The 12583-nt window shown below is 64.6% G+C and carries 12 protein-coding genes; 9 read left to right on the top strand and 3 right to left on the bottom strand.

Annotated features, from left to right (window positions below; all coding sequences use genetic code 11):
- Positions 1-13 precede the first annotated feature (13 nt).
- From ACYKG1_RS10825 to ACYKG1_RS10800, 6 genes are read left to right on the top strand one after another with little or no spacing between them, the layout of a single operon-like run.
- A complete protein-coding gene (locus tag ACYKG1_RS10825) occupies positions 14-631 on the top strand; it encodes a cation efflux transmembrane domain-containing protein (RefSeq protein ID WP_005413376.1) in 618 nt (205 codons plus the stop codon).
- On the top strand, positions 628-984 hold the full coding sequence (locus ACYKG1_RS10820; RefSeq protein ID WP_012480228.1) for a hypothetical protein: 357 nt from the start codon (positions 628-630) through the stop codon (positions 982-984). The genes ACYKG1_RS10825 and ACYKG1_RS10820 overlap by 4 nt, the downstream gene beginning before the upstream one ends.
- Before the next feature lie 55 nt (positions 985-1039).
- Positions 1040-2317 carry a TolC family protein gene (locus tag ACYKG1_RS10815; RefSeq protein ID WP_043033510.1) on the top strand — a complete coding sequence of 426 codons (1278 nt, stop codon included), beginning with the start codon at positions 1040-1042 and terminating at the stop codon, positions 2315-2317.
- Complete coding sequence (locus tag ACYKG1_RS10810) at positions 2314-3264, top strand: efflux RND transporter periplasmic adaptor subunit (protein ID WP_021201906.1); 951 nt, start codon at positions 2314-2316, stop codon at positions 3262-3264. The genes ACYKG1_RS10815 and ACYKG1_RS10810 overlap by 4 nt, the downstream gene beginning before the upstream one ends.
- Before the next feature lie 8 nt (positions 3265-3272).
- A complete protein-coding gene (locus tag ACYKG1_RS10805; RefSeq protein ID WP_049402758.1) occupies positions 3273-6464 on the top strand; it encodes an efflux RND transporter permease subunit in 3192 nt (1063 codons plus the stop codon).
- Complete coding sequence (locus ACYKG1_RS10800; RefSeq protein ID WP_019184735.1) at positions 6461-6736, top strand: hypothetical protein; 276 nt, start codon at positions 6461-6463, stop codon at positions 6734-6736. The genes ACYKG1_RS10805 and ACYKG1_RS10800 overlap by 4 nt, the downstream gene beginning before the upstream one ends.
- A 15-nt stretch (positions 6737-6751) precedes the next feature.
- On the opposite strand, the gene ACYKG1_RS10795 is transcribed toward ACYKG1_RS10800, so the two are convergent.
- Both ACYKG1_RS10795 and ACYKG1_RS10790 read right to left on the bottom strand, forming a co-directional pair.
- Positions 6752-7849: a UvrD-helicase domain-containing protein gene (locus ACYKG1_RS10795; protein ID WP_043033512.1), complete on the bottom strand. Its 1098-nt coding sequence runs from the start codon at positions 7847-7849 to the stop codon at positions 6752-6754.
- Positions 7827-9407: an ATP-dependent nuclease gene (locus ACYKG1_RS10790; protein ID WP_026070029.1), complete on the bottom strand. Its 1581-nt coding sequence runs from the start codon at positions 9405-9407 to the stop codon at positions 7827-7829. The genes ACYKG1_RS10795 and ACYKG1_RS10790 overlap by 23 nt, the downstream gene beginning before the upstream one ends.
- A gap of 274 nt (positions 9408-9681) precedes the next feature.
- On the opposite strand from ACYKG1_RS10790, the gene ACYKG1_RS10785 reads away from it, so the two are divergent.
- Positions 9682-10734, top strand: coding sequence for a DNA-binding protein (locus ACYKG1_RS10785; RefSeq protein WP_021201903.1), 1053 nt, complete (start codon positions 9682-9684; stop codon positions 10732-10734).
- Positions 10735-10754: 20 nt separating this feature from the next.
- Here the strand turns inward: ACYKG1_RS10785 and ACYKG1_RS10780 are convergent, their stop codons facing one another.
- The gene (locus ACYKG1_RS10780) at positions 10755-11513 is read right to left on the bottom strand and encodes a hypothetical protein (protein ID WP_223224790.1); all 759 of its coding nucleotides are present in this window, start codon (positions 11511-11513) and stop codon (positions 10755-10757) included.
- Between the two features lie 123 nt (positions 11514-11636).
- On the opposite strand from ACYKG1_RS10780, the gene ACYKG1_RS10775 reads away from it, so the two are divergent.
- Together ACYKG1_RS10775 and copL are read left to right on the top strand one after the other, a co-directional pair.
- The gene (locus ACYKG1_RS10775) at positions 11637-11987 is read left to right on the top strand and encodes a helix-turn-helix domain-containing protein (RefSeq protein WP_043033515.1); all 351 of its coding nucleotides are present in this window, start codon (positions 11637-11639) and stop codon (positions 11985-11987) included.
- Positions 11988-12161: 174 nt separating this feature from the next.
- Complete coding sequence (gene copL / locus ACYKG1_RS10770; RefSeq protein ID WP_012480218.1) at positions 12162-12581, top strand: transcriptional regulator CopL; 420 nt, start codon at positions 12162-12164, stop codon at positions 12579-12581.
- Positions 12582-12583 lie beyond the last annotated feature (2 nt).

Raw genomic sequence — 12583 nt, 5'->3', positions numbered from 1 at the left:
AGAGGACCAAGACATGAGTGATTGCGGGTGCCACCACGAAGCCAAGAACAAGGAGGAGCGACGCATCCTCTGGATCGCCTTGGTCCTGAATGCAGCGATGGCCGTGATCGGCGGCATTGCCGGCTGGATTGCCCATTCCACCGGGCTGCTGGCTGACGCGCTGGACATGCTGTCTGACGCCACCGCCTATGCCATTGGCCTGGTCGCTATCGGGCGCACGGCGCGCTTCAAGGCCAACGCCGCGTGGGTCAGTGGCAGCGTGCTGCTGGTGCTGGGCGTAGGCGTGCTGGTCGAAGTCGGCCGCCGGGTGATGTACGGCGCCGAGCCGGTCAGCGGTTGGATGATCGGTACCGCTCTGGTCTCGCTGGCCGTGAACCTGAAGGTGCTCCGTATGCTCGCCCCCTTGAAGTCTGGCGAAGTGCATCTGCGAGCGACCTGGCTGTTTACCCGCGCCGATGTGGTGGCCAACGTTGGGGTGATTCTGGCCGGCCTGTTGGTGTGGTGGCTGGCCAGCCCCTACCCGGATTTCGTGATCGGCGCCCTGATCGGCCTGTATGTGATCAAGGAGGCTTTCGAGATCTTGGGTGATGCTCGCCGGGCGCGTGCCGACGCGCGCAAAACGCCTGCATGACAGCGCTTGGCCGGCTGAGCTGTGGCCTGCGCTGGCTGCTGCTGGCGCACTTGGCCGTGGGCCTTGTGACGCAGCCGGTGCTGGCAGTGGTTGGCGAGCTCCATGCTCAAACCCATCTGGCCGCGGCCGACCATGACCCGGCAGTGGCATCACCAGCTTCCGAGCGTGGCGTAGACGCCGCGCTGCACCGGCTACAGCAGCTGGTGCTGTGCTGTAGCCAGGCCGCGCCGGCTCCAGAAATAGTGTTGGCCATTGCTCATATCGGCCGGCATTGGCCGTCGGCGACAGCCCATGCGGACAGATATCGGCATGAGCACCTGCTCGCGCCGTTCCGGCCGCCGATCGCAGGGTGATGCGCGCCGGCGTGCGCCGGATCCCTGTTGGCTATCGAAAATTCTGGAGTACTTCATGCATGTGCGATTGGCGGCCCTGGCCGCGTGGCTACTGTTGAGCGCGGCGGCAACGCCGGCGACAGCAGAAGAGCTGATGACCTTGGACGACGCGTTTGCACGCGTGGCCCAAACCCACCCCGAGCTGCGCCTGGTCGATGCGCGAGCCACGGTGCTCGCTGCCGAGCGCGACCAGGCCGTGCAGCGGCCACCGTGGACGTTGGGGGCGGAGGTTGAAAATGCGCTGGGCACGGGCGCGGCCCGTGGCCTGGACAGCGCGGAGTTGACCTTGAGCCTGAGCTCGGTCCTGGAGCGCGGCGGCAAGCTCGACGCCCGCCGCACCTTGGCCCAAAGCCGGATTGATGCACTGGCCGTGCAGCGCGAGACCAGGCGGCTGGACCTGCTCGCCGAGACGGCGCAGCGCTATTTGGCCGTTGTCGGTGCCGACCGGCAACGCAGCCTGACGAACATGGATGTCGGCCAGCGCCAGCGGACCGTCGCCGCTGCCCGGCAGCGCCTGCAGGCTGGCGCGTCTCCCGAATCGGTGATGCTCACCGCACAAGCAGCACTGGCGAGAGCAGAGTTGACCCGTGATCGGGCCGAGCAGCAGCGCATTGCCGCCCGGCAGCACCTTGCTGCCCTCTGGGGCGAACGTGCTCCGAGCTTCGAGGTGGCCGCGGCGGATCCCATGACCCTGCCGGCGATCGCGTCCATGCAGTCGCTGGCCGAGGAATTGGAGCGCACTCCCGAGTTGGCGCAGTTTGCCGATGCCCGCCGGATCGCGCAGGCACGACTGCAGCTGGCGCGTTCGGCGGCCTCGCCGGACTTGTCGTGGCAGCTGGGCGTGCGCCGCCTGCAGGAGACTGACGACACCGCGCTGGTGGCCAGCCTGTCCATGCCACTGGGCAGCCGCAGCCGCGCGCAGCCGGAGATCCGCGCCGGCGAAGCCGAGCTGGAGGTTCTGACGATCGAGCGCGAGGCCAAGGGCCTGTCGCTGTATTCCACGCTGGTCGAAGCCCATGGTCGCTACACCGTGGCGCAGGCCGAGGTGGCACGGCTGCAAGGCGAGGTGCTGCCGAAGTTGGCCCGGGCTGAGAAGGCCGCCGAGCGCGCCTATCGCGCCGGCGCGATCAGCTACCTGGAATGGGCACAGCTGCAGTCCGAACGCACGGCCATGGCCCAGCAGCAGCTGGACGTGGCGCTCGATGCGCAGCGCGCCCTGATCGAAATTCAACGCCTGACCGGCCAAGCGCTTGTCGCGCCGCCGGCGGCTGCTTCCACCGGAGAGACCCCATGAATCGCTTTTCTTGGACCGCACTGGGCATGGCCCTGATGATGCTGGCCGCCTGCAACGCGTCGGCCCCCAACGAAGCGTCCGAAGGCGGCGCCGCCGCTGAGGGCGAAGAGCACGGCGAGCACGAGGAAGCGCCGCTGGAAACCAAGATTGCCGCCAAAGCTGCGCAGGCAGCGGGTATCCAGGTCGCACCGGCAGGCCCCGGTGAGATTGCTGACGAGCATGAGGTGCAAGGGCTGTTGACCCCGATTGACGGTCGCATCGCGCAGGTCACGGCACGCTTCCCCGGACCGGTCCGCTCCGTGCGTGCGGGCGTGGGTGATCAGGTACGGGCCGGCCAGGCACTGGCCACGGTAGAGAGCAACCTGAGCCTGACCACCTATACCGTCACCGCGCCGATCAGTGGCGTGGTCATGGCGCGCACGGCCGCCGTAGGCATGGCCGCCGCTGAGGGCGCGCCGCTGTTTGAGGTCGCCGACCTGTCCACGCTGTGGGTGGACCTGCACATCTTCGGCGCCGACGCCCAGCACATCGGTGCTGGCGTGCCGGTGACGGTTACCCGCTTGAGCGATGGCGTCACCGCACAGACCACCTTGGAGCGCGTCCTGCCCGGCACCGCCACCGCCAGCCAAAGCACCATTGCGCGCGGCACGGTGGCCAACACCGATGGCCTGTGGCGGCCGGGGTCGGCGGTCAAGGCGCGGGTCACCGTGGATCGCCAATCGGCAGCGTTGGTGGTGCCGATCACGGCGCTGCAGACCGCAGAAGACCAGGACGTGGTCTACGTGCAGCAGGGCGAAACCTACCACACCCGGCCGGTGAAGCTGGGGCGCCGCGACGCCGAACGCGCCGAAGTGCTGGAAGGCCTCAAGGCCGGTGAACAGGTGGTGGTGGCCCAAAGCTTCCTGATCAAGGCCGACATCGAAAAGTCCACCGTGGAAGAAGAATGAGGCCCGCCATGCTCGAACGCCTCATTGGGCTGTCCATCCGCCATCGCTGGCTGACGCTAGTGCTCACCGCTGCGCTGGTTGCGCTGGGCGTGTGGAGCTACCGTCACCTTTCCATTGACGCCACACCCGACATCACCAACGTCCAGGTCCAGATCAACACCCAGGCCCCGGGTTACTCGCCGCTGGAGGCCGAACAACGGGTCACCTTTGCCATCGAAACGGCCATGGCCGGTCTGCCCAAGCTGGACTACAGCCGCTCGCTGTCGCGCTACGGGCTTTCGCAGGTCACCGTCGTCTTCAAGGACGGCACCGACCTGTACTTTGCCCGCCAGCAGGTCGCCGAGCGCCTGCAGCAGATCGCCTCCCAGCTTCCCGAAGGGTTGGACCCGGAAATGGGGCCGATCTCCACCGGGTTGGGCGAGATCTTCATGTACACCGTGGAGGCCGAGCCCAACGCTCGCAAGCCCGACGGCACCCCGTACACGGCCACGGACCTGCGCACCCTGCAGGACTGGGTGATCCGGCCGCAGCTGCGCACCACGCCCGGCGTCACCGAGGTCAACACCATCGGCGGCTTCGAGCGGCAGATCCACATCACTCCCGATCCAGCTCAGTTGGTGGCGCTGGGCTTCACGTTGAACGACGTGGTCGCCGCGGTCATGCGCAACAACCAGAACATCGGCGCCGGCTACATCGAGCGCAACGGACAGCAGTTCCTGGTGCGCGTGCCGGGCCAGCTAGCCAATCTGGAGGCAATCGGCAACATCGTGCTGGACCGGCGCGATGGCGTGCCCATTCGGGTGCGCGACGTCGCTAGCGTGGGCGAAGGCAAGGAGCTGCGCACGGGCGCGGCCACCCAGAATGGCCACGAGGTCGTGGTCGGTACCGCCTTCATGTTGTTCGGCGCCAACAGCCGGGAAGTCTCCCAGGCGGCCGCGGCCAAGCTGGATGCCGCCAACGCCAGCCTGCCTGCCGGCGTCCATGCCAAGGCCGTCTATGACCGCACCGCGCTGGTGGATCGCACCATCGGCACGGTGTCCAAGAACCTGATCGAGGGCGCGCTGCTGGTGGTGGTGGTGCTGTTCCTGCTGCTGGGCAATGTGCGCGCCTCGTTGATCACCGCGGCGGTGATCCCGTTGGCGATGCTGTTCACCATCATCGGCATGGTGCGTGGCGGCGTGTCGGGCAACCTGATGAGCCTGGGCGCGCTGGACTTCGGCCTGATCGTGGACGGGGCGGTGATCATCATCGAGAACTGTCTGCGCCGGTTCGGCGAGGCGCAGCACGCGCTAGGCCGCCAGCTCAACGATGAAGAGCGCTATGACCTGACCGCCTCGGCCACCGCCGAGGTGATCCGTCCCAGCCTGTTTGGCCTGGGCATCATCGCCGCGGTCTACCTGCCGATCTTCTCGCTGTCCGGGGTAGAAGGAAAAATGTTCCACCCGATGGCGATCACGGTGGTGCTGGCCCTGACCGGCGCCATGGTGTTGTCGCTGACCTTCGTGCCGGCGGCGATCGCCAGCTTCCTGCGCGGCCGTGTGGCTGAGCACGACAACCGCCTGATGCGCTGGTCGCGTGCCCGTTATACGCCGCTGCTGGATTGGGCCCTGCGTCGGCGCGTGGTGGTGCTGGCCGGCGCGGCCGTGCTGGTGGTGGGCTGTGGCGTGCTGGCCACCCGCTTGGGTTCGGAGTTCGTGCCGAGCCTGGATGAGGGCGACATCACCTTGCAGCCCATGCGTATTCCCGGCACCAGCTTGGAGCAGTCGGTGGCCATGCAGGAAACGCTGGAGAAGCGCCTGGCCCAGTTCCCGGAGGTGGCCAACATCTTCTCAAAGATCGGCACCGCCGAGGTGGCCACCGATCCTATGCCGCCGTCGATGGCCGACACCTTCCTGATGCTCAAGCCCCGCGACCAGTGGCCCGACCCGCGCAAGCCCAAGGCCGAGCTGGTGGAAGAGCTGGAGGCGGCGGCCAAGGAAATCCCGGGCAGCAACTACGAGTTCACCCAGCCCATCCAGATGCGCACCAACGAGTTGATCTCCGGCGTCCGTTCGGACGTGGCGGTCAAGGTCTACGGCGACAACCTTGACCAGTTGACGCGCCTGGCCAGCCGGGTCGAGCGGGTCATGCGTAGCGTCCCCGGCGCCGAAGACGTCAAGGCCGAGCAGGTCTCCGGCCTGCCGCTGCTGACCATCACGCCAGATCCGGCGGCATTGGCACGGTATGGCCTGAACCCGGGCGATGTGCAGGAAACGGTGGCCACCGCCATTGGGGGCAGTGTTGCCGGCCAGTTGATCGAGGGCGACCGCCGCTTCGACCTGGTCGTGCGCCTGCCCGAAGCGCAGCGCCAAGACCCCGCTGTGCTGGCAGATCTGCCCATTCCGCTGCCGGCAAGCACCAGTGTCGATGAGTCCAGCCGTCTGGCCGCCGGCGCCAATGGGGGGCCTCGCACGGTGCCGCTGCGGGAAGTGGCGAAGATCCAGGTAGAGCGCGGGCCCAATCAGATCAACCGCGAGAACGGCAAGCGCCGCGTGGTGATCACCGCCAACGTGCGCGAGCGCGATCTGGGCGGGTTCGTCGGCGAGTTGCGCACACGCATCGGCCAGGATGTCGCGCTTCCAGAGGGCTACTGGATCGATTACGGCGGCACCTTCGAGCAGCTGATCTCGGCCACCCAACGCCTGGGCGTGGTCGTTCCGGTGACACTGGCGTTGATCTTCGCTCTGCTATTCATGGCCTTCGGCTCGGCCAAGGATGCGGCCATTGTGTTCAGTGGCGTGCCGCTGGCGCTGACCGGCGGTGTGCTGGCACTGGCTCTGCGCGGGATTCCGTTGTCGATCTCTGCCGGCGTGGGCTTCATCGCGCTGTCGGGCGTGGCCGTACTCAACGGGCTGGTCATGATCGCCTTCATCCGCCGTCTGCGCGAACAGGGCGATCCGCTAGACGACGCTGTGCGCGACGGCGCCCTTGGACGCCTGCGACCGGTGTTGATGACCGCCCTGGTAGCCTCGCTGGGCTTCCTACCCATGGCCTTGAATGTCGGTGCTGGCTCGGAAGTGCAGCGGCCGCTGGCCACTGTCGTCATCGGCGGCATCGTCTCATCCACCGCATTGACCTTGTTGGTGCTGCCGGTGCTCTATCGTTGGCTGCATCGCGACCGAGCTCCCCGCGCCGGTAGCACTGCTTTGGAGTCCCCATGAACGAGCTCAACCTGGAACAGGTCCGTGCGGCGATGTTTACCGACCCGGGCGTGAAAGCGGTGGACGACCTGCGCCTGGTCGCCGGTGAGCATGGCCGTGCGATCGCGGCCACCATCACGGTCGCGGCGCCCTCGGTCGACCTGGACCTGGTGCATGCTGTGATTGCCCAGGTCCTGGCCGATCAATTCGGCATCGATCAGATCATGCTGTGTTTCAACGACCCGGGCCCGGTACCGCCGCCGCCCACCGCGGCGCCGTTAAAGAAGATGTGATCGCAGCCCCTGGCTCTATGCGTCTGCGCTGGCAGGCGCATAGAGCTGATGACCCGGCAACGCGCACGCGCCGGCATACACAAAGGCCACGCTTTGCCGCGCCCGGGTGAAGGCCACGTAGTATTTCGGCGGCGCGGTGATACGCGCTGCATCGGCCGTGCGCAGGTACTGCGTCAACGGCCCGTTCGGAAAGATGAGGACCCGACTGTAGGTGCGGCCCTTGCACTGCCCAAAGTTCACCGCCGGCAGTCCGTCGCACGCCTGCCGCCGGTCATGCCGGAGCACGGTGGGGGCGAACTCCTGCATGTACGCGGCCACATCCCCTGGAGCGACGAGGTAGATGCCATCGTGTCCGGTGACCTCGCCATTGCCTGATTGGGTCCGCGGCATCTGCGGATAGAGCGTGTCAGCCATATCGCACAGGGCCTGGACGCAGCGCAGACTGGTGAGGCGGTGATCCAGCCGGCATAAGCCGTCGGCCTCCCAAATCTGAAACAGCGCTGCCAGATTCGGACCACGGTATTGGCTGTACCTTTGCGCATAGTTGGTCGCATACGTGGCTTGGCGCGTATCGCCTACCAACGTGATGGCAATCTCGCTCTTCAACAGCCGTTCGACCAGATCCAGATCAAAGCCGGCCAGATCCTGGACTTCGTCGATGTAGAGCTCGTCGTACATCGCCGCCAATCGCGCCACGACCTGGCCTTGGGTCAGCTCATCGCAGCGCACAGCGAAATCGGCCGCTCGGTCCGAATACATCCGGTTGCCCGCCAGGTAGTGGCGCGCCACCTGGGTGCGTGGGGCGCGGTTGTTGGTGACACCTTCTACGAACAGGATGGTCTCGATGCGAGGCTCAGGGCAAAGCGCAGCCTGGTACGGGCGAATGCACTGGCGCAGCAGAAAGCCATACCAGCTGTGCAAGGTGACATGCGCGGGGACCGCGCCTGCGTGGGCCTCAAACGAGCGCCGGATCTCTTCCAGGTTTTCCAGCGTGTAGGTGACAATCGCGATGCGGCGCTCAGGTCGCTCCAAGGCCTGCCGGACCAGCAACGTGGTCTTGCCCGAGCCGGCTGCCGAGAGCAGGACCCGGTTAGGTGATGGCACGCTGGACATAGTCCGGGAACCTGATCGAGTGCGGGCTATTGAAAATCGCCAAGGCCGTATCGGTCTTATGGCCCTTCATGTACTTGAGCAGCGCCACCTCATCGGCAAAGGCCTTGCCCAGCACGGTATTGAGTTCGGCCAGCGAGTTGGCTTTGATCAGCTGCTCTTCCAGCGAAGGGGCGCTCTCGTCGGAATCGTAATAGATCGCGTTGATGTGCTCGGCATAGCGCTCTTGCACAACTGCGATATCACCGTCGTTGTCGGTGATCACCTTGGCCTGAATCCTCAGTCGATCGGCAATCTGCAAGAAGCGTTTGAATGCCAACGACTTGACCGAAATGATGTCTACGCCGTGAGCCATCGGCGCCACGCCGTGATGGTCACTGTAGGCACGCTGCACGATCAGTTCGTCGGAAGGGCCTTCCACCAGGATCGCCTGCTTGGCCAGGATCAACCGCAGCGTGTCGTGGCCCGGCAGCTTCATGAAATAGTCGTGGGTATCGCTGGGCAGCTGGTCCAGCTTCATCTGGCCTTGCGCGCTGAACAGGATCACGTTGTCCACGCCCAGCTTGTTCAACACGAAGCTGCTGTGGGTGGCGATGATCACCTGCTGGGCGGTGGAGAGGGCCGCAATCTTGTCGATCAGCTGGGTCATGCTGGAATAGGACAGATGGTTCTCCGGCTCCTCGATCAGCAGCACGTGAGCCGCGCCGGCCGCGTGCATCGCCAGCTTCATCTTCACCGCGCTTTGCTCGCCCTTGCCGGCCTGGGTGAACGGGAGCTCATCCAGGTAGGGTGACAGGCTGGTTTCCCACGTTGAGCGCGGCGATGTGTCCACGCCTACCGTCAATGCCCTGTGGCTGATGTCCCCGGTGTGCTCGGTCAAGTAGGCATTGATCGCTGCCACATCCGCTTCTTCGGAAAAGCTCTGCCGCATGCGGCGGAAGCTCAGCGACAGCGAGACGCGCTGCGCAGGCGTCAGTGCCTGCTCGATGATGCCGGCGATATAGCGATCGGCACCGGACAAGGTCTTGATGCCGTGCGTGTCGATGATGGTCGAGTCGAACGGAATACTACGGGCGGTGACGCCATTGTTGGCGAAGGAGTACCAGCGCACCGTGTAGTACTCCACCGGCAGGCTGACCGCGCCCTGGTGCTGCTGCAGGTAGGCGTTGAACTCCTCGCGGTAGTCGTCGTTGAGCTCGACCAGCAGCCGGATGCCGGCGGTATCCAGACGCAGGGAGTTGTTGGTGCCGCGTAACGACGCCAGCGCGGCGTCGGCGCCCAGATAGGCTTCGATGGAGATCCGTGGCGGCGAGGCCGGCGTGCCCGTGGCAAGCGCTCCCAAGTACTCCTGCACCGTGGGCTGGTGGAACAGGTAGGGCGTGAGCTCGTAGGCAAGATTGCGCCCATGCAGCTGGCCGGTGACCACCGCGTGGATGGCCTCCAGCAGGGTGGATTTACCGACCTCGTTGTCGCCCACCACCAGGTTCATGTGGGCATTGAGGGGCAGGTCCAGATGGCGAAACGACTTGAAGTTGTCGATGACGATACGTTCGATCGGCATGCACAGTCCTATGATGGCCAACGGGCTCGGTGGCGGAGCCTGCCTGCACCCTGGCTGGCCTCCTTTCCGCTCTGGGCCATACTACCCAGCGATCGCCGGCCCTGGGCGGTTTCGTACTGCTTGGGACGCCGGGAAGGGTCAGAATCCGCCTTACGCGGGATAATTCAATATTATCCCGTATAACTATTTTCGCCGACGAGCGGTCGTCTACCTGCTTTAATAGTATGTAATTACATGGTATGTAATACATTACGAAATAAAGTGAGGTGGCACGATGGCGCGCGCAGGACTCTATAAGAGTGACGTCCAGAAGGCGCGCGACGCGCTGCTGGCCCAACGCAAGAAGCCGTCAGTCGACGCGGTGCGAGTGGCCTTGGGCAACACGGGCTCCAAGACCACGATCCACCGCTACTTGCGTGAACTGGAAGGAGAGGAAGGCGGCGGTCCGGCGAGGACGGTAGCCGTTAGTGATGCTTTGCAGGACTTGGTTGCGCGCTTGGCCTCGCGGCTCCAGGAGGAAGCAGAGGCCATCCTCACCCAGGAGCGTGAGCGCCATCAGGCTGAGCTCCACAGTCGGCAACAGGCGCTTTCCGGTGCCCAAGAGGAGGCTGCCGCCTTGAGCAGTCGGCTGCAGCGCACCGAAGCAAGCCTGCACCAAGAGCAAGCTGCTCACGCCCTCCTTCAACAGAATCTAGGTGACAGGATCGCGGAAATCGCCCAGTTGAACGAGCGCATCGCTGGCATGACGGTGCGGCTGGCTGATCATGAGGCGCATACGCGTTCTCTGGAGGACAAGCATGCCCATGCCCGGGAAGCGCTTGAGCACTACCGCACTTCAACCAAAGAGCAGCGTGAGCAAGAGCTTCGCCGTCACGAGCATCAGGTCCAAGAGCTGCAAGTAGCCTTACGTCAGGCCAATGAAGCCTTGGGCGCGAAGAATCAGGAGCTGTTGGTGCTGAACCGCGACAATGGTCAATGGCTGGAGCGCCACGGGCGGATTGAGCGTGAGCTTGCCCAGCTACGACAGGCCCACGAAGGCCAACACAGCGAGGTCGTGGCGTTGCGCCAGACCGCGACGGACTATTTGGCACTGCAGGAGCGCTGGAAGACTGACGCCAAGACCTTGGATACCATGCGCAACGAGCTAGCTCAAGTTCAAGACACCCTTGCGCGGGAGCGTGAGCGCCGCGAGAGCGCTGAAGCCGATGCGTTGCGTGCCAATGCACGTCTTGAAGCGCTAGAGCCTCTACTGAATCAACTGACGCCAGCACAAAATGCGGTGAAGAAAACTCGGCGCGGCCATGCGCAAGATGGGGGAGCCGACTGACGAGGCTGCTCGTTTGTCTGCTAGCGGCTGGGGTGGCGCTCACCTGTCCAGTACGCCCATTCCATAGGGACGACCCAATCTACAAACAGTTTGGCTACTGAGGACTCCGGTGCCAAATGATAGGGCTTGAACATGCCTTGCTCGGGCGAACTGGTCATCAGGTAGCGCAGGCGCTTCTGGACCTCCTGAAAGATGGCTTCCCGCACATGGGCGCTGTCGTGCACGCCAAGACGCATCGCCACCGAGGCACCTTGGCGTACCGCCGCCCAGCAGCAGTAACGCCACCGCGCGATCGGCAAGCCCCGCGGTCCGGATTGAAAGACGAACCCCACATCACGTGCCCAGCCTGGGTCGAAGTGATGTTTGAGCAATTGCTGCTCCAGAAACTGCTCGGTCTCCCAGAGTGCAAGTTCATCCCACAGCTCCAGTTTCGCGTCCGCCAAGTCTACATCGTGTGCCATATCGCCGAGTTGGTCTTCCAGCACCGGGAGCAGGTGCCTGCGCTCGTGGGTAGACCAGGCGAAAGCCCATTGCAGATCTTCGATGGGCGTGACCTCGGCATCGGGGCGGATCTGCCATCGATCCGCTGGCCAGGGAACTTGGATCAAGGCCAAGTCTCGCAGCGTGTCCAGCACCAGCAAGGTGGAGCGGCGTGTGGGCGCCACCGGTAGGCGTCGTAGCTGCGCGGCTAACAGTGCGGCTAGGAAAAGGGTGCCACGAAGGCCCAACTCCTCGATGCTGGCGACCCCAGATGGCGTCATTGACGAGGTTCCGGGCATGCGGTTTCCGGGGATGAGGGAGCGGCGTGGCTCCTGGGGGGGGGGGCGGCGCTACCGGTGTCGCCGGTTGCCTCAAAGCTAAGAATATCTTAGTATGCAAGGCTGGGTACATCCGCCATCCTTATGGGGTCTCCATGGGGTGCGCGCGTGACTTTGTCCGTCGACTCAACACCGACCTTCGCTCGACGCCTCAAACAAGCCCGCCTGCACACGGGTTTGTCGCAGAAGGAGTTGGGCATCCGGGCCGGTCTGGATCCTCACGTGGCCAGCCCCCGAATCAACCAGTACGAGCGTGGCAAGCACGAGCCCATGCTGGAGATTGCTGAGCGGTTGGCCCAAGCGTTGGGGATCCCCGCCGCCTTCCTTTACACCGACGATGATCTGCTGGCCAAGTTGCTCCTGCGCTGGGGCTCGCTAAGCAAGCAGCAGAAGCGCGAGTTGGTGAAGCTGATCGAGGCCACGCCCGAGAAGTAAACCGAACAAGCGCTCGCCCTATGGGCAACTCTTCGCCTCAACCCGCCCTTTGGGCGCTTCTGGAGGGAGCTGCAGTGTCCGCGGCTAGTGCGACTGACAAGTCGCGACATCTCAGGCTTACTTGAGATTTTGTTCACGACCGATACACACGCGCCTTGTCTAAAGTGATATACCATGTCGCCCGTGTCAGCCTCCTCACTTCTACTGCGACTGTTCCTGATCGCCATGCTCGTGCTTAACGGCGCGTGGTCGGCGTTTGCGTCCGTCAGTATGAACCCGGTCATGGAAGAGCAGGCCAGCGAAGTGGCTGCCGCGGTGCAAGTCGACGAAGACTGCTTCGCCCATCACAGTGCTGAGCATCATCCCGATGCCACATCGATTGAAAAGGCTGGCACTGGGCATGGCGACCATGCCGGTCCCGACTGTTGCAAGTCTTCTGCGTGCCGGTGCGCCTGCGTACACGCTTGCGCGAGCGCACTTCCTGCGCGCCTGCATGTTTCGGTGCAACTGGCCTTGGGCCTGGATGTCATGCCGCTGCCCCTAGGGCATGCGGCACCTGCCTTGCCTCATCTGATCCGACCACCGATCGGCTAAGC

This window comes from Stenotrophomonas sp. 85239_Sma (assembly GCF_056481725.1).
The sequence above is the reverse complement of the archived record's forward strand: the minus strand, read 5'-3'. Positions and strand labels throughout refer to the sequence as shown.

Bases quoted from the DNA above. Each gene is read 5' to 3' on its own strand.
- copL (WP_012480218.1), top strand. From the start codon at position 12,162: ATGTCGCCCGTGTCAGCCTCCTCACTTCTACTGCGACTGTTCCTGATC.
- ACYKG1_RS10790 (WP_026070029.1), bottom strand. From the start codon at position 9,407: ATGCCGATCGAACGTATCGTCATCGACAACTTCAAGTCGTTTCGCCAT.
- ACYKG1_RS10775 (WP_043033515.1), top strand. From the start codon at position 11,637: ATGGGGTCTCCATGGGGTGCGCGCGTGACTTTGTCCGTCGACTCAACA.
- ACYKG1_RS10810 (WP_021201906.1), top strand. From the start codon at position 2,314: ATGAATCGCTTTTCTTGGACCGCACTGGGCATGGCCCTGATGATGCTG.
- ACYKG1_RS10820 (WP_012480228.1), top strand. From the start codon at position 628: ATGACAGCGCTTGGCCGGCTGAGCTGTGGCCTGCGCTGGCTGCTGCTG.
- ACYKG1_RS10780 (WP_223224790.1), bottom strand. From the start codon at position 11,513: ATGCCCGGAACCTCGTCAATGACGCCATCTGGGGTCGCCAGCATCGAG.
- ACYKG1_RS10800 (WP_019184735.1), top strand. From the start codon at position 6,461: ATGAACGAGCTCAACCTGGAACAGGTCCGTGCGGCGATGTTTACCGAC.
- ACYKG1_RS10825 (WP_005413376.1), top strand. From the start codon at position 14: ATGAGTGATTGCGGGTGCCACCACGAAGCCAAGAACAAGGAGGAGCGA.
- ACYKG1_RS10795 (WP_043033512.1), bottom strand. From the start codon at position 7,849: ATGTCCAGCGTGCCATCACCTAACCGGGTCCTGCTCTCGGCAGCCGGC.
- ACYKG1_RS10805 (WP_049402758.1), top strand. From the start codon at position 3,273: ATGCTCGAACGCCTCATTGGGCTGTCCATCCGCCATCGCTGGCTGACG.
- ACYKG1_RS10785 (WP_021201903.1), top strand. From the start codon at position 9,682: ATGGCGCGCGCAGGACTCTATAAGAGTGACGTCCAGAAGGCGCGCGAC.
- ACYKG1_RS10815 (WP_043033510.1), top strand. From the start codon at position 1,040: ATGCATGTGCGATTGGCGGCCCTGGCCGCGTGGCTACTGTTGAGCGCG.